Annotated in this window: 20 protein-coding genes; 2 read left to right on the top strand and 18 right to left on the bottom strand. The window is 44.8% G+C overall.

Translation table 11 applies throughout. The features are described 5' to 3' along the window. Window positions 1-22: 22 nt before the first annotated feature. The 17 genes from BXP70_RS15045 to asnB all read right to left on the bottom strand — a co-directional run bounded on the left by BXP70_RS15045 (window position 23) and on the right by asnB (window position 19334). Window positions 23-1081 carry a glycosyltransferase gene (locus tag BXP70_RS15045; RefSeq protein ID WP_086594918.1) on the bottom strand — a complete coding sequence of 353 codons (1059 nt, stop codon included), beginning with the start codon at window positions 1079-1081 and terminating at the stop codon, window positions 23-25. 3 nt (window positions 1082-1084) lie between these two features. Then, a complete protein-coding gene (locus BXP70_RS15040; RefSeq protein ID WP_143436517.1) occupies window positions 1085-2203 on the bottom strand; it encodes a glycosyltransferase family 4 protein in 1119 nt (372 codons plus the stop codon). A gap of 21 nt (window positions 2204-2224) precedes the next feature. Beyond that, window positions 2225-3166 (bottom strand): glycosyltransferase family 2 protein, encoded by a 942-nt coding sequence (locus BXP70_RS15035; protein WP_086594917.1) that lies wholly within the window; start codon window positions 3164-3166, stop codon window positions 2225-2227. A 16-nt stretch (window positions 3167-3182) separates the two neighbouring features. Further along, a complete protein-coding gene (locus BXP70_RS15030) occupies window positions 3183-4265 on the bottom strand; it encodes a glycosyltransferase family 2 protein (RefSeq protein WP_086594916.1) in 1083 nt (360 codons plus the stop codon). Window positions 4266-4367: 102 nt separating this feature from the next. Further along, the gene (locus BXP70_RS15025) at window positions 4368-5237 is read right to left on the bottom strand and encodes a glycosyltransferase family 2 protein (RefSeq protein WP_086594915.1); all 870 of its coding nucleotides are present in this window, start codon (window positions 5235-5237) and stop codon (window positions 4368-4370) included. Window positions 5238-5510: 273 nt separating this feature from the next. Next, window positions 5511-6521 (bottom strand): glycosyltransferase, encoded by a 1011-nt coding sequence (locus BXP70_RS15020; protein ID WP_086594914.1) that lies wholly within the window; start codon window positions 6519-6521, stop codon window positions 5511-5513. Window positions 6522-6556: 35 nt separating this feature from the next. Beyond that, window positions 6557-7411, bottom strand: a complete 855-nt coding sequence (locus BXP70_RS15015) for an FkbM family methyltransferase (protein WP_143436516.1) — start codon at window positions 7409-7411, stop codon at window positions 6557-6559. Between the two features lie 36 nt (window positions 7412-7447). Beyond that, window positions 7448-8710, bottom strand: a complete 1263-nt coding sequence (locus tag BXP70_RS15010) for an ABC transporter ATP-binding protein (RefSeq protein ID WP_086594912.1) — start codon at window positions 8708-8710, stop codon at window positions 7448-7450. A gap of 48 nt (window positions 8711-8758) precedes the next feature. Next, complete coding sequence (locus tag BXP70_RS15005) at window positions 8759-9658, bottom strand: ABC transporter permease (protein ID WP_245849644.1); 900 nt, start codon at window positions 9656-9658, stop codon at window positions 8759-8761. Window positions 9659-9892: 234 nt separating this feature from the next. Continuing rightward, the gene (locus tag BXP70_RS15000) at window positions 9893-10852 is read right to left on the bottom strand and encodes a glycosyltransferase family 2 protein (protein WP_086594910.1); all 960 of its coding nucleotides are present in this window, start codon (window positions 10850-10852) and stop codon (window positions 9893-9895) included. Between the two features lie 58 nt (window positions 10853-10910). Then, a complete protein-coding gene (locus BXP70_RS14995; RefSeq protein ID WP_086594909.1) occupies window positions 10911-12398 on the bottom strand; it encodes a DUF6056 family protein in 1488 nt (495 codons plus the stop codon). Continuing rightward, window positions 12391-13503: a DegT/DnrJ/EryC1/StrS family aminotransferase gene (locus BXP70_RS14990; protein WP_086594908.1), complete on the bottom strand. Its 1113-nt coding sequence runs from the start codon at window positions 13501-13503 to the stop codon at window positions 12391-12393. The genes BXP70_RS14995 and BXP70_RS14990 overlap by 8 nt, the downstream gene beginning before the upstream one ends. A gap of 16 nt (window positions 13504-13519) precedes the next feature. After that, window positions 13520-14461, bottom strand: a complete 942-nt coding sequence (locus BXP70_RS14985; RefSeq protein ID WP_086594907.1) for a GNAT family protein — start codon at window positions 14459-14461, stop codon at window positions 13520-13522. Beyond that, on the bottom strand, window positions 14449-14871 hold the full coding sequence (locus BXP70_RS14980) for a sugar 3,4-ketoisomerase (protein WP_086594906.1): 423 nt from the start codon (window positions 14869-14871) through the stop codon (window positions 14449-14451). The genes BXP70_RS14985 and BXP70_RS14980 overlap by 13 nt, the downstream gene beginning before the upstream one ends. A gap of 109 nt (window positions 14872-14980) precedes the next feature. Next, entirely contained in the window at window positions 14981-15931 is a 951-nt protein-coding gene (locus tag BXP70_RS14975; protein WP_086594905.1) for a UDP-glucuronic acid decarboxylase family protein, read from the bottom strand. A gap of 87 nt (window positions 15932-16018) precedes the next feature. Further along, on the bottom strand, window positions 16019-17362 hold the full coding sequence (locus BXP70_RS14970; protein ID WP_086594904.1) for a UDP-glucose dehydrogenase family protein: 1344 nt from the start codon (window positions 17360-17362) through the stop codon (window positions 16019-16021). A gap of 67 nt (window positions 17363-17429) precedes the next feature. Next, complete coding sequence (gene asnB, locus BXP70_RS14965) at window positions 17430-19334, bottom strand: asparagine synthase (glutamine-hydrolyzing) (RefSeq protein WP_086594903.1); 1905 nt, start codon at window positions 19332-19334, stop codon at window positions 17430-17432. A gap of 114 nt (window positions 19335-19448) precedes the next feature. Here asnB and BXP70_RS14960 point away from each other — a divergent pair, with 114 nt between their 5' ends. Then, on the top strand, window positions 19449-19946 hold the full coding sequence (locus BXP70_RS14960; RefSeq protein ID WP_086594902.1) for an acyl-CoA-binding protein: 498 nt from the start codon (window positions 19449-19451) through the stop codon (window positions 19944-19946). 174 nt (window positions 19947-20120) lie between these two features. On the opposite strand, the gene BXP70_RS14955 is transcribed toward BXP70_RS14960, so the two are convergent. After that, entirely contained in the window at window positions 20121-21530 is a 1410-nt protein-coding gene (locus BXP70_RS14955; RefSeq protein WP_086594901.1) for an FAD-binding oxidoreductase, read from the bottom strand. Window positions 21531-21773: 243 nt separating this feature from the next. On the opposite strand from BXP70_RS14955, the gene BXP70_RS14950 reads away from it, so the two are divergent. Beyond that, window positions 21774-22259, top strand: a complete 486-nt coding sequence (locus BXP70_RS14950) for a C40 family peptidase (protein WP_245849643.1) — start codon at window positions 21774-21776, stop codon at window positions 22257-22259. The last annotated feature ends 105 nt before the right edge of the window (window positions 22260-22364 follow it).

Genomic DNA, 22364 nt, shown 5'->3' with positions numbered 1-22364 from the left:
GCAGAGAACAGACAACTTCTTTTTACCAAGGCCAGTCGAAATCCTTATTTTCATCTAACAAAGGCACCATCCACTTTTGAATATGGCTGACATCCCGCATTATATGATTTGACAATTGATAATACCACTTCAGCTGAGAGTAAAACTTTGCAAGCATCAATTGATAATGCTCTTCTCTCGGCTTCAGCCAGTATGCCAGGTGCTGCTTCGTTGTCATGTACGATCCATACTTCAGAATCGCAGATAGCACCTGCTTTTGAGCGGTGTACTTTCGTACTATCTTATGCTCTCTGTTCGCTTTTACTGCTACTTTGTAAAGCGCCATAAAGTAGCTTACATACCCTAGCACCTCAAAGTTACTTTTAAGTTTGTTCCAGGTAATTCTTTCAACCGGCATGAAGTGCCGATACTTGAGGCCTGGGGAATAGTAAGCCTTGCGACCCAGAATAATTAAGGCTAGCGCTAACTCAGTATCCTCTCCAGCAGCCTTCCCTGCTAGCTTGCTAGTCAGAAATGCGAAACCGTTTTGGCGTAGATAGACCCAATCCTGCCGCTTAAATACCATTCCCGCTCCCCAAACATCAAAATTATTCTTGGGGTAATACCCTGCCTTTTCCACGGGGGAGCCAATGATGAAGTATAGTTCATTCTCCTTTACCCAGGTAGGAGGGGCAACTTCAAATACCCCCTCACTCATCCCTTGAAGAATACCCACGTCAGGATGAGCAGAAAACAAATCGATGGCTTGCACCAGGTACTGTGAGTCGAGCCAGTTGTCATCGTCGACTGTCAAAATGTAGGAGTAGCTAGCAGCGTCATACCCTGTCTCGACTGCATACCCCTTGCCGGCTCTGCTCTCTGGTAAAACGATCAGGGGATAGGGAGCACCTAACTGTCCCCAAACTTGTTTAGCAAAAACTTCGGTCTGATCAGTTGACCCATTATCAATCAGCAGAAGCTCCACATTATGACCAACAGGCAGCTGTAAAGCAGCAAGATGCTCTAAAGTTGGCTTTAAACGGTTATAACCATTATAGGTGCATAACACAATAGAAAAACCGTTTGACACTACCTGAAGCATTTTCTACTCAGTGATGAACTTCAATAAGGTTTCTTCGGGGCGAATGTCAGTGATGCTTACAGCATGGTGGAAGGCATCTCTGCCCATTCCCTCAAGGTTAGCCTTATTATTCCAAAGATCCTCCAGGCACTGCGTCAGGCATTTCACGGAAGCCACATCGGCTAGGAACCCTGTTTTAGCACTAATAACGTAGCGTCCACTGTCTCCCACGTCGGTGGCTAGAGCAGCCCGGCCAGACAGCATTGCTTCCACAAGTGCCAGCGGTGTGCCCTCACTCAGTGAGGGTAAAACCAAAACCTGGTTTGTCTCCCATATCTGGTCTATATCGCTGACCTGGCCTACTATGGTTACTTTATCCCGAAGCTCGTAGAGCCCAATAAGCTTTTCAATATGCCTAAGGTGAGGACCTGAACCATATAGCTTAAGATGGTAAGCCCTATTCTTCCAAGTACTGCTTGCTAAAGCCTCTAGCAAAATATCCTGCCCTTTGAAGGCACAATCGAATCTGGCGACGCAGGCCATCAACAACGTTTCTGAAGCAGGAAAGGGTTTTATAGCTGGCGTTGTAATATTAATAGGATTACTTACAACCTGCGTGTTAGGAATAAGACACGCGAGTTGCCGCTCGGCGCTCTCCAAATTTCTCTCTGCAACAAAGAAGTTTTTGCTTGCTCCGCTGAAATAGCGAACAACGTACTCTACCTGCTCTAGAGTAGGAATATTACCGTTCTCAAAGTTGTGCTGGTTGATGATAAGATAAGGCTTCCCAGTCTTCGTAACAGCGTTTACAATGTCAGCTTGAGCTAGGCAATCCAGTACCGTTCCGCTAGACATGACGTAAACATCAGCATCGACTGCAGGTATCACATTCGCGACACTTTTCTGCAACCTAGCTTTTATTTTAATTCTATCTAATAAAGAGTAGTTCGCCCTTTGATAGAATGTTGTATCAGCCCCTGCTTTTGCCAGTTCAGCAATCTTACCAGGAATAGCTTCCCATTGTTGAGTGAGAGAGTAGACTTCGTGCCCTTCTGCTAGTGCGAGTTTGGCAGTTCTGAACCATAGTTCCTCACTTCCACCCCAGGGAAGCACTCTTAGCAACGAAACAAATGCTATTCTCATGCTTATGCTCTCATAAATAAGCTAAATTAAATTTATTAAACCCCTTTTAAGGTAATGTAGTATGTGCTTCAGATTTTCTAGATAACTACCTGTAACACGGGCATTATAAAGAAAGAGCTCTATTCCTTTTCTAAATTTCTTATCATTGAAATACATGCTCCCTAAGCGTTGACTTAGCTCAATCAACCTATCCATATTATATTGAGCTATATCAACATAAATTTTGGAAGCAAGATCAGTTCTTAGTAGCAAGCGCATTTCCCGCTCGCCTATTACCATTTTGATGTTATCGTAGCTAGCACTTGTTTCGTGTACGCGTACGTAGGAAAGACCTTCTACTGCATCATCATAGACCATGTGCATGCCAGCTAGTGCAAACTTTATCCATAAATACCAATCTTCATTATAACGCATTCCTTCTTTGAAGTGGCCCGTCTTATCCAAAGAAGCTTTCTTTATCAAGGGTGATTGAATTACCATAATATTACTTTTCACTAAGCGAAAGAGTATACCATACCCCTTCCCACTTACCTTGGGCATCCAAGGAATAAGTGATTTATCTAGTGACTCTCTAAATGAGCCAAAGCAGCCATTGTCAAAGTACTTTACTGGCCCATAAACTAAATCAACTTGTGGATTCTGCAATAAATAATTTAAGTGAACCTCAAGCTTTCGATCAGCCAGTAAATCATCAGCGTCTAAAAACTGGATGTACGTTCCTCGCGCGTGTTGCAGACCATTATTGCGGGCCCGAGATACTCCTGTATTGGTCTGATATATATACTTAAACCTTTTGTCACGCTTAATAAAGCTACGGGCAACCTGCTCTGTATCATCCTGTGAACCATCATTCACCACAATACACTCCCATTGCTGATAAGTTTGGGCTAGTACTGACGATAATGTCTCAGCTAAAGCCCAACCATAGTTAAAACAAGGAATAATAATGCTGATTAACTCCATTATTTGAACAACTCAGCTAAGAACGGGTAAACCACCGAAGCAAAAATTTAGGCAGAATATTATGCTTAACTATTTGCCGAGCTAATGTAGCATTAAGAGGATGTCTACTTCTACGAACGACAGCTAAACACGCGCCAGCAGAAGCGAAATCCTTCATCTCATTGTAATACTGTACAGCTTGCCATGCGAAATAGCGCATGAACGAATCTAACTCTGCCACTGGGATGTTTACAGGATATTTTGTAGGGCTAAATTTCTTAAAGTCCAATATATTACGTCTCATGAAGTTAAGTAATGAAGGAGTATTATCAATACTTAACACTATATTGTAAAACACCTTGCGAATATCTTCTTCAAAACGCATATTTTCCGCTACCGATTTGGAAGTCTCATGCAAACGAAAATACGTCAAGAGCTTATCCGAAAACGATACTCTATCCTGTCCAGTCTTTAACAAATAACGATACCATAGATCAAGATCCATAGTATAATGAAATTGTTCATCTATATCTAGCTCCTTTATTACTGAAGCTTTGAAGAACGTAGAAGGTTGATTTATTTTATGGCTTAAGATAGTATCTCCAACTGTACTCGATAACCCCATTCGCATATTACGTAAATCTAAGTTCTCTAACTCACCTTTAAAGTAATCACAATAGCCGCACAGAACATCTTTATTTGACAAATCCAACTCATTGGCAATAGCATAAAATGCACCAGGAGCTACTATATCATCACTGTTAATCCAATTGACAATATCACCCGTAGCAATCTGTAAGCCTTTGCGAATTGCGTGACTTTGGCCTCTGTCTTTTTCGCTTACCCAATAGGTGATCCAGGGCTCATATTTATGAATCACATCCAATGTACTGTCGGTACTACCTGCATCAATTATTATTATCTCATAATTAGGATAGTTTTGCAACACAATAGACCGTATTGTCTCTTCTAAATACCGACCTTGATTGTAGCTAGGTGTGATTATAGAAATCTTAGGCAGTTCTTTAGTTATTGCAGAAATCGCTACGCCAGCAGCCATCCATGGCCAACCTTCCTTTCCATGTATTTCAGGAAAAAGGGTATTATCAACTAACTTCATGACTTCTTATTAAAAACGAACACTAAACCAAGACAACTATGATCTTAAGCTATATTTCAGTATCAGTCCTTCCAAAATTTATTTTGTTAAGCGATAAAAAAGTTAAATTTTAAATTTCTGATAAATCCTATCAAAATTTATAACAGAAGGATAATGAAAATATTTTCTTTCATAATAATTTACAATAAAATCAACATTAAATATTCTAGACTTGCGAATAAAATTCGCAACCTTACTTAAAATATTATACAAAATTATTATTCTTTTGTCCAATTTACTTAACTCCTCAGATTTTATCAAGCTATCTGCTTCCCCTCTATATTCATTCAGTGAATCTAAGGACAATTGATTTTTTGATCTTTGTCTAAATCCACCTATTAAAGCTGGTGTCACATAGAGTTTCTCATAACGAAAAAATCTTAGCCATAATTCCAAGTCTCCAGCTAATCTTAGATTGGTATTCATTTTTCTCCCAGACTTATTCCATAATTCTTTACTCCAAAACACAGATTCCTGCTGTATCCACTCATAGTTAAATATATAATAATTGTACTTAGACCACCTTTGTAAACTAGCACAGGCAACAGTTCTTCCATACTCATCAAATGTGGTCGGAATACCTTGTAACCAATGCACATTTTTAAAAGAAGAAAATATTTCGGCTACTGTAAAAAATGCTTTAGCATGATACATATCGTCCGAGTTTATCCAAGCCATTATATCACCAGACGCTTTATCAAAGCCTTTTTGTATAGCGTCGTATAAACCATGATCAGGCTCACTTACCCAAAACGATATTCTACTTTCATACTTTTTTATTATTTCAATAGAGTTATCTGTGCTACCACCATCAATTATTATATACTCAAGATTAGGATAACTTTGCTCTAGTACCGATAAAATTGTTGATTCTAAGTACTCACCGCCATTAAAATTCGGTGTAACTATTGATATTAATGGCAGTGTACTCATACAAGAAAAACAGTTAGGGTAGATAGCAAAACAAAATTAGATGCAATTCTGCAAAATAGCATAACAAAATGAAAAATAATTAAATACAAATAACAAAGTGTGTCATAGCTAAATGATCTGCTAGTATCGTTGATACACCGTTATGCTTGAAATATAATGCAGTTTTATCACCAACTATAGGCAGATGCTCTCCTTCAAGTATAGTATATTTTATATTATTGGAACGAGTTTAATTTTGAATAAGATCAATAATAGTTAGCATCAATCTTTTTACTATTTTTTTACACGAATTTTTTTCAAGTTTTCTAAATAATTTATAAAATCATCATATTTATCATACATTTCCATATGTTCAACCCATGACTGCAATCTTACCATATATGACAAGCTAAACTTATCAGTTACCTTTTTATGAGATTTTAAATAATGGTATATACTATAAACACCTTCTTTCTCTAGGAACATCTTGCTTCTTTTGAAGAGGCTAGTGCTCCACTTTTTGTCATAGTTTCTATTATCTAGTAAGTCCCAATAATATGCTAATTTGTATGATGCTTTAGCATGTCCAAGCATCAATCTCACTACATATGACCACTGCAATCTATCAGAGGACATAAAGTGTTTTAATTGAAGTTTGGATGAATAAGCAAGTTCATACCCAAGAAGTATTGCTCCAAAGCATATTTCAGAATCTCCTCCAGAAGACAACTCTACACCTTTTCTATCTGACAGCTGTGACGTAAATTGTTTCTCTTTAAGCTCTTCAAATATTTTTTTTCTTATTACCATGCCTGCTCCCCATATATAGAACCGTTTCGTGACGCCATCTTTGTCACCTTGTGTTCCACAAGCATATTCTGATTTTAATTCCTCAAACCACGAGGGAAAGTCACTCTCTGCTACTGCTGTATTGTTTCCCCCTACAATGCCAAAGTATGAGTTGTCCTGCATTATACCATAAGCAGTCTGCACATAATTACTATTTAACCAATTATCATCATCACAGAAAATTAGTATATCATATCTAGCCTTATTCACCCCTGCTTCTCTTGCAAAAGACAATCCGGGCTTACTTTCATTAACAATAGTGCATGTAACAGACGAGGTATACTTTGCCCACTCTTCTTGTACTACTGCTACTGTTTGATCTTTGGAGTTATTATTTACAATGATTAACTCCCATTCAACGTTGCTGTCTACTTGCTGATCTGCTAGGTGCTTTAGAGTCTGAGGCAGCTTTTTAGCACTGTTATAGCAACAGATTATTACAGAAACGCCTCTCATAAAATCAATTGTATTAAAATTTTATTTACACCCAATTATTTTCTAACTCCGATAACATATTCACCACTACGACTTATTGAAAAATCTTTTTTCAAAATATCTAATATTTTATTTTCTATATCATACTCATCATGAATTTCAATTGCAACAATTTTTGTTATTTTCAGGAATTCTAAGCCAAAACCAGTTTCATTAAATATAAACCTTTCTCCACCTTCTATATCGATCTTTAACAAATCTATCTCTTCTAAAGAATAATCTTTAACTATATCATTAATACTTACTGCTTCCACAAAATCCGAACTATTGGCTTCTTCAGTCAGAGAAATAGACCATTCTTTACCATCTCTAAAGGATCTGTCAAAATAAAGTTTACATGACTTATTCCATATCCCTTTTTTAATTAATATAGCTGAAACGTTATTTGCCTTAACATTTTTCTGCAGGACTTTAAAATTATCAGCATCTGGTTCTATAGTAATAATCTTTGATTTTGGAAATACGTTACTAAATTTAATTGTCGACAAACCAATATTGCCACCAGCGTCTATTATACTGTTCACACATATATTATTCTGATTGATTATTTTAAACAAATCCTTAAATTCATCTTGAACAAAAATTTGTTTCACAACATCAAGGTCACTTGAGAATCTTCTGCAAAATATTTTATTAAGACCGTCTTCAACAGTAAAGTAGTTATTATTTTTTACAACATTATAATTGCTATTCCTAAGCTCTTCAATATTATCTCTATCATTAACTAATTTCCTAAACCTATCATTTCTAAAGCTACTCAGACGACTTCCTATTACCAGTCTAAAAGCATCTGTTAAACTCCATACAGCAAAGAGATTATTAACTCTTTTCACAATTTTAAGCGTAGACATCTTTTTGATCCTTAGAAGAAACAAACTCCGTATGTTTTAGTTATTGGGAGCAATACTTGAGAATGGAACAACATAGCCGTGGTCTGTTGTGTGTGGAAAGAGTCTACCTTCAGTTGGTGATTCAACAATCTCAAAACGCAAAATCTCGTTTTCAAAATCTATTGTTTGATCGTTATGAGACCCTGCCCAAAAACTCACAAAATACTCTCCAGGAATTAATGGAGGTAACTCAATAGACAATTTATAGTTAGAATACTCATTACTTCTAAATTTTAAGAATTTATCTAAAGTTGGCAGCGCTTGCATCAATACATTTTCTCTACTATCGTGTAAATCAACTGCTATAAATGAATCTTTATGGATTAAATTATGAAAATAAGTCAAACTAATTTCTATGCTAATATTCTTTTCTCCTGCAGATATTTCATTAATTTCAGCCGAAATAAGTTTCAAGGACACTTTCGACATATCACCTTTATATTTCCATTTCAAGGAAGCACTTTGATGATTTTCCGTTAAGTACTTCTCTATTACTTTACCAGTATAGCCTGAGAACCCGACTACTCCTTTATTCAACAAGATAGATTGAGTGCATAGTCTTTGTATAGCGCTCATATCATGACTAACAAATAATATAGTCCGGCCATCATTCACACTTACATCTTTCATTCGTCCCAGACACTTCTTTTGAAATTCCGCGTCGCCTACGGCTAATACTTCATCTACAATTAAGATTTCTGGTTCTAAGAAAGCAGATACTGCAAAGGCTAAGCGCACGTACATACCACTGCTATATCGCTTGACAGGAGTATCGATGTAGCGTTCTACTCCAGAGAAGTCTACAATCTCATCGAACTTGCTACGGATTTCGGCTTTGCTCATACCTAATATAGCACCGTTCAAAAAGATATTCTCTCGACCTGTCAACTCAGGGTGAAAACCAGTGCCTACTTCTAACAGAGAAGCAATACGGCCATCTATTTTAATCTTACCTGTAGTTGGCGCTGTTATTTTCGAAAGAATTTTAAGCAAAGTAGATTTACCGGCGCCATTACGACCGATTATCCCAAGCACCTCTCCTTTTTTTACTTCAAAATTTACGTCTTTCAGTGACCAAACAAAATCACTGGTACCTTTACTTGTACGATCATTAGTTTCTCCAATTGTAGCGAAAGGATCTTCTTTGCCACGCACTCTGGCCCACCAGCGATTTAAATCCTGGCTTATCGTACCCGTACCTACTTCACCCAAACGGTAAAGCTTACCTAGGTTTTCTACTTTTATCGCAATATCACTCATTCGTCTTCGGCTTATTGAGAAGCAAAATAAAAAGCAGTAAAAGCTGCCTTATACCGTATCAGTAAAGCTTTTTTGTACGCGGTTGAAGATGATGATACCTGTTAGTAGAATAACTATTGTGAACGCTAAACTATATACCAGGTAGCTCCACGCGAATGTACCAGACCCTAAGAAGGCGTAGCGGAACGACTCTACGATTGACGTCATAGGGTTAGCTAAAATGAGCAGACGATATTTTCCTGTAATACTGGATAGAGGATAGATAACTGGTGTAGCATACATTAATAATTGTACGCCAAACGCCAGCAACATTGCCAGATCTCGGTATTTGGTGGTCATGGCGCTGAAAATCATCCCTAAACCCAGAGACATCAACCCCATAATTATTATCAGAACAGGTGTAAGCGCAATGAACCAATTAGGATGTATGCCACTTCCTCCCTTCAGCAAATAGTACAGCCACACAATAACGAATAACCCGAACTGAATGGCAAACCGTACCAAGTTTGAGATAACAATAGATAAGGGCATAGTAAGCCGAGGAAAGTATACTTTACCGAACATACCAGCATTGTCACGAAAGACAGTAGAAGTATTTGTCAACGTCTGAGCAAAGTAATTCCAGATGGTGATACCGGAGAGGTAAAAGACCATCATGGGCAAACCATCAGTGGAAAGCTTAGCAACGTTACCAAAAATGATAACATAAGTAATAGTAGTCAGCAGCGGTTGAATGAAAAACCAGATTGGTCCTAGCACCGTCTGCTTATAAGTCGAGACAAAGTCACGACGAACAAACAACATTACTAAATCTCGATAGCGCCATACATCTTTTAGCCCTAGGTCCAGCAAATTAGTTCGGGGCTGGATGACCTCGGTCCACTCCTCTGACTCTACAGATGGAAGTGTTGGGCGCTCAGGTTTGGTTAAAACGTTAGTAGAATCCACAGTGAACTATAAGAGGCTATTTGGGGGCACAAAGTTAATCAAAACAAAACCAAGCGCTGTTATCACGATTTTATGCATGGTGTTAGCAACGATTTCTCCTCTTAGGCGGCTCTCCAATAAACAAGCCATCTGTGCTTACTAATATTTCATAATAAGCTGCAACTATCTGACTAATAATAGTATATCATTTTATAGCACGGTAGAACGAGCTATCGAAAACGTAGTACTAGGAAGCTAGTCGGGTAGGTTTTGTGCCTCCTTTTGCTGTCCATGTACCTGTCGTACTACATACAACGGCCGCTTACGAGTGGCATCCAACCCACGCCACACATACTCCCCAATAATACCTAGCGCTATCATCTGGAAGGCCGCGACGAACAACATGACGACCATCAGGCCCGTCCAACCTTCGACCTGTATATCACCAATAGTACGCAGCACCGCCAGGTAGATGCCGTAAAACAATGCGCTTAAACCAAGCAGAATACCGAGCACAGAAATTGCGCGGATTGGAAAAAAGGAAAAAGCCATAATAGAGTCTATCAGGAGCTTTACCTTCTTTTGAAGCGTCCAGCGCGACTTCCCGAGCTTGCGTTTGCGCCGCACATAGGGAATGTTGACATAAGGGTAACCTAGCCAGACCATTAGGTAGAAGATATTGCTATTGCGCTCCTTGATGCGCAGTATTTCTTCACTTACTTGCCGGTCAAAGAAAACAAAGTCGAAGCCGCCGTCGGGGATATTGGGGAGAGCAATACGCTTCATCAACGCATGAAAAGCATTGGAGAAGAGCTTTTGTATACCTGTCTCTTCCCGGTCTTGTCGGTTGCCAATAATAAGCTTCAATCCTTTTTTCCAATAGTCGTACATCTGTACCATCAGCTCCGGCGGATCTTGCATATCAGCGGTAATGATGGCTAGGCAGTCGCCTGTAGCGTACTCCATGCCGGCTACAATAGCATTGTATGACCCTACATTGCCAGCGAGTTCTACTACTCGCACTTTATCGGGATGCGCGGCCTGGAATAGCAGTAGCTGCTGCAAAGTACCATCACGTGAACCGTCGTCGACCATCACGTATTCAAAGGCGACCTCAGGCGGGAACAGGGCTTCGTTAGCAATCAGCTCGTGGGCAGTAACGGGAATGTTCGCCTCGTTAAAATAACACGGAACGACGATAGAAAGCGTAGGCATAGGCAGTAAAAGTAAGCAGCCTAACGATGCAATGCAGCCACTTGCAGGGACTGTTCCTTTAAGGTTGTGCTAGCACGCTGTCTACTCCATAATAATGCGCAAAGCCAACTACATCATTATCGTTATAAGGTACTGTGTACAGGATCTTTGGCTGTTTATAACTCTCTGGGGCGGAAAGAACTGATGCAACACGTCCAACTTTACCTGAGTATTGAGCTTGTTGCATATCGAGTGTGCGTTGCAAGGTGCGTTGATAGTATTCAGGGGCACGAAACTTTAGGTCCAAGTAGGCGATATTCGTATTACTATTGCTTCCGCCGAAACAGATCAATAGAAATGCTATCCGACAAACCAGCTGCACTTTGTCTGTAAGAGCCCGCTCGAATATGGCATACCTAGGTCGTAACCAACGAAAGGCTATTGAGGCACTAAATGCCCAGCCTAAAAGGAAAAAGCCGTAAACGCACTGCCAAGTATGTTCCCAGACGTCCTGATAAACAAGGATAGAAGGGAAAATGCACACGCTTAATCCGGCTACTAACCAAAGTAATAGGCTGATTACGCGTCGTGCCTTGGGAATACTTAAAAAGCTAGAGCACTCTTGTTGGCGGTGAGTCACAAACGGTAGCAGAACGATGGTTCCGAGTATCAGCAGCAAATTGTTGCTCCAACTTAGGAGCATGCTACTCATAAAATAAAGACTCTTTACCCCAGAGACCATGATGCGGCCAACAGCGAATAGATGGGTATCGCTAGGCAACGCAGTAGCAGCCCGGCTGAGGTTGCCGGGAGCACTCAGAGAGAAACAAGCACTCAGCAGCCATAGTAGAAACAACGACAGCCACCACCAGCGAGTACTCCCCTTCTGTTTGAAGGTTACGATTAGGCCCGTTGAAAGCAGCCAGCCGAGAGCTAGCAACACAGTTTCATAGGTCCCTACTCCGACGATAGTAGCTAGACATGCCCCTACGAAATAAAAAAAGCGTTCGTAGCTACTGCGCTGGGTCTGGTGCATCGCGGCTAGACAACTCAGCAACATCAAGAAAATGATAATGCCCGCTGTGTAGGCAGTATAGCCATCAAACCAGTAAAAGACTGGTCCAACGCTTGAAAGACCGTTAAGAAATAAAGTAAAGAGTAGCAGACTACTAGCGAAAGGAGACTTTATTTTTTTCTCCTTGGCTAACACCTTCAATAGGCCATAAATACTAGCGAAAAAGCCTAGAATGACACCAACAGCACCTATTTTTTCTAACTGCCATGCATTTTGGTAAGTCAATGGCTCCAGATAGGCTTTCAATACGAGCTCCGAGTAGCGTCCACTCCAGGTATAGTAAGTCTTAACTATATAGTGCGCACGGCCACCACGAAGGATTGCATTGGCTGTCAAATAGTTGTCATGGATGCTCGGATAGGTGTAGCAGGCTAACAGTAAAAAAGGTAAAATAGTCAGCGCTAACAGCACCATCCAGACTCTACTTACCTTTCTCTCCTGCTGGGTGCTACTGATCAGAGGTGCGCTTACCCGCTCTTTCACCTTACTCATGCTTGTGGTGGAAAGAATGAATATGCTCCGCAATAGTCTTCACCTGCTCGTGACTCATACCCGGCCACAGCGGCAAGCTCAAGCAGGTAGCTGCTATTTCTTCAGCCACGGGAAAGTCGCCCGCTTGATAGCCTAGGTTTTTGTAGGCTACTTGTGAATGAGGAGGAACAGGGTAGTGAATAAGTGTGCCGATGCCTTGCTCAGCTAGATAGCGCTGCAGAGCATTGCGCTTCGACGAACGCACTACATACAGATGGTAGACGTGCGTGGCATCCGGAGCCACAACAGGCAAATGCAGCTCCGGGATACCAGCAAGTTCTGCTTGATATTGGGCAGCAATGGCTTGGCGCTGCTGCGTCCACTCAGTCAGGAAAGGCAGCTTGACACTCAGTACGGCTGCTTGCAGCTCATCCAGTCGGGAGTTGTAGCCAAGCACTTCATTGTAATACTTCTGCTGCGAACCGTAGTTTCGCAGGGCCTGCAGTTGCTGTGCTAGGTCTGTATCGTTCGTGGTGATGGCGCCTGCATCCCCTAGGGCACCTAAGTTTTTACCTGGATAAAAGCTGGTTGCGTTGAGTATCCCAAAGCTTCCCGTTGGCTGTCCGCCGAAGGATGCGCCTTGAGCCTGTGCATTATCTTCCACTACATGTAGGTTGTACTTTGTCGCAATAGCCATAATTTCCGACATCTGACAGGCCTGCCCATACAGATGCACCGGTAGGATAGCGCGAGTGCGTGGTGTGATAGCGGCTTCCAGCCGCGCCGGATCTAGGTTGTAGGTGGCAAGGTTCGGCTCGACTGGCACTGGCGTAGCACCTACCATCGATACGGCCAGCCAGGTAGCGATGTACGTATTGGATGGTACCAGCACCTCGTCGCCAGCGCGAATACCGAGCGCACGCAAAGCTAGGTGCAGGGCATCTAAGCCATTAGCAACCCCTACACAGGCAGCCGTTTGATTGAAAACGGCGTACTCGGCTTCAAAGCGCTTTACAGCTTCACCTAGCACGTACCACTCCGAGTCAAATACTTGTGCCATGGCAGCTAGCACCTGCGCCCGTATTTGCTGATTTTGTGGTCCGAAAGACAGAAAGGGAATAGACATGATACCGTACCTCAGGTCAGTTGGAGCAGGCCAGGATGTGGCTACACCCACCTAGCTTAAAACCCAGTTTTTCGCACGTCCGGAATACGGCGCGGTTAGTGGCCTGCGTGGTCATCAACACATAGCGTTGGTTGAGCTGATGGGCACGCTGAATAGTTTCGGCGACTAACTTCAAGTGCCAGCCCCGATTAGCGATACCCACGGCTGCCAGAACAACGCGCGAGAAGCCACAGCCTAGATAAGCAGCATCGGAATTCAAATCGCTGATAGCTAAGAAGGAATCAACAGGAAACCCTGGCTCATTTGGGACCAACACTTGGTCGCAGTAGCCAAGCACAGCGGCGGATGCATAGCGCGCCAGAAAAGCATCGGCTACCACTGGCCCGAACCAACCATCGGCGTGAAATCGGTCGTACTCATTGCGAGCAGTGGCCGCTATTGCCCCTAGGTGAGCCGCTTCGTCTGCGCGCGCGCTGCGAACAGAATACCGACTGTGTTGGAAGGTGGCAACGGCATCGTGGAAGTACGTCAGTCTATTTTCTACGCAACGCCACCCAGCACTAGTAAGCGCCTGAATAAGCTTGCTATCTTCGGCAGGTATATCTGCGAAACAATAGAAGCGAGCCTGCTGTAGCTCCTTTTTGAATACTTCGGCCGCGTGAGCTAATGCTTCCAGTGATGTATTATCGGCGAATAGAACCGTGAACAGCTTATAGCTAGGAGCGCCAAAAAAATCAGTATCCCACGATAAAAGCTGATACAAAAATTGGATAGGCCCAGCCGGTGACACTACTTCAAACAAGTAGTGCTGGGGATGAGTCGTGAAGGACCTAGCTTTTCCAATACCAAACAACTCTTGTTGTTTCGTGGTATCGAGGGTGCGCAAGCCGGCATAAGGCGAATAGAAAAATAGCTTTGCGCTACGAGCAACTATTAGCGCTTCTATTACCTCGCCCATGTTTCCCGAAACACGTTATAATCCCGGATGTAGTCCTTCTCGTTGTAGGATGATGAGGCGAATACCAACTGTACAGCGGTGTGCGAGTACTGCATCGTATGCCAAACGTTTGGCGGAATGTACACGCCGACGTCTGCTCGCTCTAGTGGAAAAGTAAGAATTTCGCCATCCGGCAGCTCAGTAAACACCACAATGCGCCCGGTAACGGCTATTAGCACCTGTTCGGTTCGGTAGTGTGCATGACGTCCCCGTACGATGCTTTCGGGCGTGAAATAGGTCCAGAAGCTACGCTTGATTTCAAAAGGAATTTTTCCGCCACCCTCCCCCACGGATATATACCCCTCGTGCGGGTTGCCAATCCTTGGAAATTCAATTAAGTGTGGCTTGCTCCAAGAGTGGTCATTTTGCATAGGTGAGGACAGTGCGCGGCAGAGAAATAATTGGTAAATTTATATAAAATATTAAAAAACCCCAACCACCTACCGGTGGTTGGGGTTTTTTAATTAAGCTATTAAAGATTTAAGCTACTGGCACGTGCTCTTTAAAGAATTCAAGCGTACGACGCAGGCCTTCAGCACGATCTACCTTCGGCTCCCAACCCAAAATTTCTTTAGCCTTGGTAATGTCTGGCTTCCGCTTCATGGGGTCATTCTGCGGCAGCGGCTGATAAACCGGTTTAAACTCTACGCCAGCTAGCTTAGCAATCTCTTCTCCGAACTCCTTGATCGTGATTTCGGACGGGTTGCCGATGTTCACGGGAAGCGGATAGTCGGAGAGTAACAATCGGTAAATACCCTCAACCAAGTCGTCTACGTAGCAGAACGAACGGGTTTGGGAACCGTCGCCGAACACCGTTAGGTTCTCGCCGCGTAATGCTTGCGACAAGAAAGCTGGCAGTACCCGGCCGTCGTCTAGACGCATGCGCGGACCATAGGTATTGAAGATGCGAATAATACGCGTTTCTAGGCCATGGTGTGTGTGGTAAGCCATCGTAATGGCCTCCTGAAAACGCTTGGCCTCGTCGTAGCAACCGCGCGGACCCACAGGGTTTACGTTGCCGAAGTACTCTTCCACTTGAGGGTGAACTTCGGGATCACCATACACCTCGGAGGTGCTGGCGATGAGAATGCGAGCATTCTTTACCCGGGCTAAGCCTAGCAGATTGTGCGTACCCAGCGAACCTACCTTCAACGTCTGAATCGGAATTTTCAGATAATCGATAGGCGACGCGGGCGAGGCAAAGTGCAGGATATAGTCGAGCTTACCAGGAACAAACACGAATTTTGATACATCGTGATGGTAAAACTCGAATTCTTCGCGGCCGAACAAGTGCTCAATGTTTGCGAGGCTACCAGTGATGAGGTTGTCCATGGCAATAACATGGTAACCTTCCGCCAAGAAACGGTCGCAGAGGTGAGATCCTAGAAAGCCGGCGCCGCCGGTAATCAGTATGCGTTTTTTGTCTGACATGTAGTTGATGGTTGATTGCTGATCGCTGACTGTCAGGTTGCAAGTACAATTACTTAACAAGTAACAGCCAGCAATCAGTAATTGACTTTACACAGAAGCTGGTTCTTTATGGGCCGTCTTGATACCAATGCAGTGGTACGTGTACCCTAGCTCCGCCAGTTCCTTCGCATCGTAGATGTTGCGGCCATCAAAGATTGCTTTCTCTTTCATCAGCTTGCCTACTACCCCAAAGTTAGGAGCACGGAATTCAGGCCACTCCGTTACCACAAGTAGCGCGTCGGCATCAATCAGCGCCTCGAACGGATCTTTGGCATACGTAATAGTATCACCAAGAGAATGTTTGGCTTCCTGTATAGCTACCGGATCATAAGCAGATACAGAGCAACCTGCGTTGAGCAGTTTTTCGATGATTACCAGCGATGGGGCCTCCCGCATGTCATCGGTTTTTGGTTTGAAGGACAAGCCCCATATAGCCATTTTCTTGCCTTTCAACTCGCCGCCAAAGTGCTTGCTTACTTTGTCGAACAGCACAGACTTCTGTGCCTCGTTTACGCTTTCCACGGCCTTGAGCACTTGCATGTCATAGCCATTTTCGGAAGCTGTCCGGATCAGGGCTTTCACGTCTTTGGGGAAGCAAGAGCCGCCGTAACCGATACCAGGGTAGATAAAACGGTGGCCGATGCGGGCATCGGAGCCGATACCTCTGCGCACCATGTTCACGTCAGCACCCATGATTTCGCATAGGTTAGCAATATCGTTCATGAACGATATCTTAGTGGCTAGCATTGAGTTGGCCGCGTACTTCGTCATCTCCGCTGATGGAATGTCCATGAAGATGATTGGATGACCATTAAGCAAGAAGGGCTTATACAGCTTGCTCATTACGTCTTCAGCCCGCTCAGAAGATACTCCTACTACAATGCGGTCGGGCTTGAGGAAGTCGTCGATAGCTGCTCCTTCTTTCAGGAACTCAGGGTTGGAGGCAACATCAAACTCGATGTCAGCGTCGCGACGCTCCAAGGCAGCCTCTATCTCACGCCGCACTTTGGCAGCCGTACCAACAGGCACGGTGCTCTTGGTTACGACTACGCAGTAGTCGGTCATATTCTCCCCGATACTGCGGGCTACAGCCAACACATATTTCAGGTCTGCGGAGCCATCTTCGCCGGGCGGTGTGCCCACGGCAATGAAAGCAACATCGCACTCCTGAATAGCTTCGCCTAGGTTAGTGGAGAAGTGCAGACGTCCTGCATCCACGTTACGAGATACAATTTCTTCTAAGCCAGGCTCGTAGATAGGTAAAATACCTTGCTTGAGGTTGTCAATCTTCTTCTGGTCGATGTCGATACAAGTAACATCAATGCCCACTTCGGCGAAACATGTGCCTGTTACCAGGCCAACGTAGCCCGTACCAACTACTGCGATTTTCATGACGGTAAGATTAGATATGAGAAACCCTATTTATCTTATTTTGGCGAAATATAAGAATATTCCGCTATTACATCATCCACTTCTTCCACCAATGTTGAAAAACAACCAGCGCCCAGATGCGCGCATGCACATCACCAGGGTTACGAGAGAACAATTGTTCTTTCAACTTACGGATGGCGTCTACGTCGAATACTCCTTGCGCCTCGACAAAAGCATCGGAAAGTAAATCATCCGTAATTAGAGGACGTAGCTCATTGCGAAACCACTTTAGCAGAGGCACTTCGAATCCTTGCTTAGGCCTTTTGTACAGCTCTTCAGGCAGCATCGGGCGAAATGCATCCTGAACAAGCCGCTTCTTCATCTTTGCATCAATCTTACTTTCGACTGGCAAGGAGAAAGCAAAGTTGACCACGTTCGGGTCTAAGAAGGGCGGGCGCACTTCCAATGAGTTCGCCATGCTCATCATGTCCACCTTTGTGAGCATATCGTAAGGCAGCACGAGTTGCATATCGGTAAGCAGCACCTCGTTTAGGTCTCCCTCGGCATGCAGGTTTTCCAGGATATCCCGACGGCGTTTCTCTGCTAGCTTCTTACCTACCTTTTTGCGGGCGTCAACGCTTAATAGGTTGCGTGCATCCTTTTCATTAACGAACGACGCCCAATCCCAGTAGCGGTCTTTGGGCCCGCTGAGCATACCCCGCGAAAAGCGTTGGAACTGCCGGATGCGGTTGCCAAAGAAGGAATTTCGCGACTTTGGCAGCACATCCCACAGCAAGTTCAACCCTGTTACGGCTTCGGCTTTAAAGCCGCCTTGTCGCACCTGCAACTCGCCCATGTGTTTGTTGTAGCCAGCAAACATTTCGTCGGCCCCATCGCCGGAAAGCGCAACTGTTACTTGCTCGCGCGTGCGTTTGCTCAGAATGTACACCGCCAGCGCCGACGAATCGGCAAAGGGCTCGTCGATATAGTTAAGGACGTCGAAGATATGGTCATACAAGTCTTGGTTCGTGAGCGAGAAGACTGTGTGATTAGTTTTATACTTATCAGCCACCAGCTTAGCGTACTTCGTTTCGTCGAAGAAAGGCTCGTCGCGGTAACCAATACTAAACGTATTCAGGTGCTGTGTATGGCGGGAAGCTAGGGCCACGATGACAGAAGAGTCAATGCCACCACTGAGGAAAGCGCCCAATGGCACATCAGCTACCATCCGCCGCGACGTGGCTTCGTCCAGCAGTTCGACTAGCTTTGTTTGCTGCTGCTCGTAGCTCAGCTTGTTCTTCTGCACCTTCTTCGGATCGTAAGGGATCTTGTACCAGCGCTTCCGAACAATTTTCTTCCCTTTGATATATAAGTAGTGCCCCGGCAACAACTTCTTCACTCCTTTGAAGATAGTAGCTGGGCCCGGAATATAGTTGAGCTGTAAGTAATGGCTAAGCGAAACGTAATCCAGCTTGCGCGGAATACCGAGCGCCAGTAGCGACTTCATTTCCGAGGCAAACAACAGTTTATCCTCGTCGCGGTAAACTAGCAAGGGCTTCTCCCCCATCCGGTCGCGCGCAATGAAAAGAGAATCTTCCTCCTTATCGTAGATAGCTAGACCAAAAAACCCATTTAACTTCTTTAGGAACCCGCGGCCTTCAGAAATATAGAGCTGCAAAATCACTTCGGTATCGGTTTGTGAATGAAACCGATATCCTTTCTTCATGAGTTTTTGCCGTAACTCACGGAAGTTAAATATTTCGCCGTTAAAGACGATTGTATACCGTCCAGCTTCGTCAGTCATAGGCTGATTACCATCAGCAGTCAGATCGAGGATAGCGAGGCGGCGGAAACCTAAGCCGCAGCGGTCATATACAAAGTGTCCTTGTGAATCGGGCCCGCGGCTAACGATGGCATCAGTTGAAGCCTGCAACGAGGCTAAGGAGGCGCGCCCGGCGTCCGTAAAAGCAAATGTTCCGGTAATTCCACACATAATGAGGCCCAAATTACAAACTATCGAGGCTTGCTTGGCGCAAGGTAGCAGCCACGGCTCGTAACCAAAGCTATGCCATGCTAGTACACGAAATTAATTCCCCTTTCTAACTATATGGCCATGGACCTTCAGAATCGAATGAATTTGCAGCAGCAATTTGAGGCCGCCGTGTCGCGCGTAGATAGCCTACCTCCTGCTGAGGCTGCCCCCCATATGACGGATCTTTACGGACTTTACAAGCAAGCCACCGCAGGTGACCACGACGCCAAAACGAATGAAGTAGGCGATGACACGCCCGATAACCCAAGCGGCCCCGAGGGCATGTCACAGGCGCAGTGGGATTCGTGGAGCAAATACAAAGGCACCAGCCAAGAGGACGCCCAACGGCAATATGTTGCAAAAGTAGAGGAAATAGCCGGACCGGTTAGCGAAAAGACAACCGTAATTACAGGCAACGGTCAGCCAGCCACCGGCTCTCAGGTGAATACAGATAATACGACTACCGCACGACAGCCCGAGAGCAGCCCTGGCATTTCGAACGGTGGCTTGCAAGGTGATATTACCGCAGGAGCGCCGTACGGCGGCGAGGACAAACTGAAAGGCGAGCAGTAAACCTGAACCACGGATTCGGTCGGATTTTACGGATTCCGCGGATTTTGTGGACACTATTAGAACACAAAAGGCATCCTGAATAGGATGCCTTTTGTCTTTACAACGTGGTGATAAATTCGTGGAAGTCATCCGCGGAATCCGTAAAATTCTACTAAATCCGTGGTGTAGATAGACTTAGAATATTTTGCCAGGGTTCATGATGCCGTGAGGGTCGAATACTCGCTTGATGCCTCGCATTAGCTCTAGCTGCACCTCACCGATGGCAATACCGATATAGGGCTTCTGCACGAGGCCAATGCCGTGCTCGCCGGAGATTGTACCACCTAGGCTCACGCACAACCGGAACAACTCCTTTATAGGCTCGCGCAGTCCATGGTTCCACATCTCATCCGACAGGTTCCCGCGGATAATATTGATGTGGAGGTTGCCGTCCCCAGCGTGACCGTAGCATACAGAGTTGAAGCCATAACGACGCCCGATTTCTTTCACGCCCTTCAGCAGCTTCGGCAGCTCAGCGCGGGGTACGACGGTGTCCTCTTCTTTATAAACCGAATTGTAGCGCACGGAATTACCCACATTGCGACGAATTTTCCAGAGTTCTTCTTTCTGCGCAACCGTGTCAGCGAGTAATATTTCTCCGATGTCGTACTTCTCCAGTACGCCATACAGGTTTTCAGCTTCCTTATATAGCTGATCCAGATCTTGCCCATCCAGCTCAATGAGCAAGTGCGCAAGGATATCTTCGGGCAACGTGAGCGGAATATTCAGGTAGCGTGATGACCATTCGATGGCTTCTCGTTCCATAAACTCCATTCCGGAAGGCACAATACCCTGACGGAATATCTCGGACACGGCCGCTGCGGCTTGTTCTTCATTCCGAAACGGTACCAGCAACACGATGTTCTGCTGCGGGTACGGAATCAAGCGGAATACAATACGCGTGATAATACCTAGGGTGCCCTCCGAACCAATCATCAATTGGGTCAGATTGTATCCCGTAGCATTCTTCAGTACGTTGGCTCCAGTCCAGATGATATCACCTGTGGGTAACACTACTTGTACATTCAGCACGTAGTCCTTCGTCACACCATATTTTACGGCCTTCGGTCCACCACTGCTTTCGCTTAGGTTACCGCCCAAAAAGCAGCTGCCTTTACTAGCCGGATCGGGTGGATAGAACAATCCCTTTGCCTGCACCGCTTCCTGAAATACCTGATTGATTACGCCTGGCTCTACTGTAGCTTGCAGGTTTCGCTCATCAATCTCGATGATTTTGTTGAGGCGTTCTGTACTGATTACTACACCGTTGTGCACAGGCAATGCACCTCCACTCAGACCCGTACCGGCACCGCGGGGCGTTACGGGAACATGGTGCTCGTGGCAAAGCCGCACAATTTGGCTAATCTCTTCAGCGTTAGCCGGACGCAGCACCACATCAGGCGCGTAATGCAGGTCTTCGGTATGGTCGCGGCCGTAGTCAGCGTATACGTCGGCTTCGACGCCTTGGGCGGTGAGCACGTGGTGCTGGCCTACAATTTGTTCGAAAGCAGCAACCAATTCAGGTGTTAGCGGTTGAAAATTCATAGAGACAGAAGGTCGAATGGCCTATTCACGTATCTTTGTCCCCCGATGCAGGAACAGGTTGCGAAGGTACAGCATTCAGGGCGTTGGCGCTGCTTACTAACGGTAATTATGCTCGGGATTATTACTTGGCTGGCAAGTTGCGGGCCTACCCGAAAAGTGAACTACCGGAATGGCCGTTACCATTCAGCCCGCGAGATGGCACGCCTAAAAGCCAACGCACGCCGCCGGAGCAGCACTCCTACTGTGCGCTCAAAATCGAAAATTTCTTCTCTTTCCGGCAACACCAAAGTAGTAATCAAGCGCGCCCCGTCTGAGCGGCGTCCACTGCCCGCTAATTTGCCCCAAGCCCTTGCCACAGTCATCGAGACAGCCCGTTCCTACGAAGGCACACCTTATAAATATGGCGGAACAACCCGCCTAGGTATTGACTGTTCTGGCCTGCTTTATGCTGCCTTCGCGGCTATTGATGTTCAAATTCCTCGTTCCTCTAACGAGCAAGCAGTTTGGGGAGACCCCGTGAAGCCGCAAAATCTTCAAGTTGGTGATTTGGTATTTTTTGGAGCCTCGCCGGGTAGCTCTGTCATAACGCACGTGGGATTAGTGACGCAAGCTACAGCCGAAGATGTGCAGTTTATTCATTCTTCTACCAGTTTAGGAGTAGTAGAAAATACTTTTGACACGGACTATTTTCTGAGTCGGTTCATCAAGGCGGTCAGGCCAAAACTATGATTATCATCTTGTTAATGTAGCATTATCACGTTTTATTACCTAGGTTACTTGGTAGTAACAATTCGGTAACCTATTGCTCTAAACTCGTTCGTAGCTTTGTGCGGC

Origin of the sequence: Hymenobacter crusticola, assembly GCF_002154225.1 — a bacterium.
GTDB classification, from domain to species: Bacteria; Bacteroidota; Bacteroidia; order Cytophagales; family Hymenobacteraceae; genus Hymenobacter; species Hymenobacter crusticola.
Note: the sequence above shows the minus strand (reverse complement) of the source record. Positions and strands in the feature narration are given on the sequence as shown.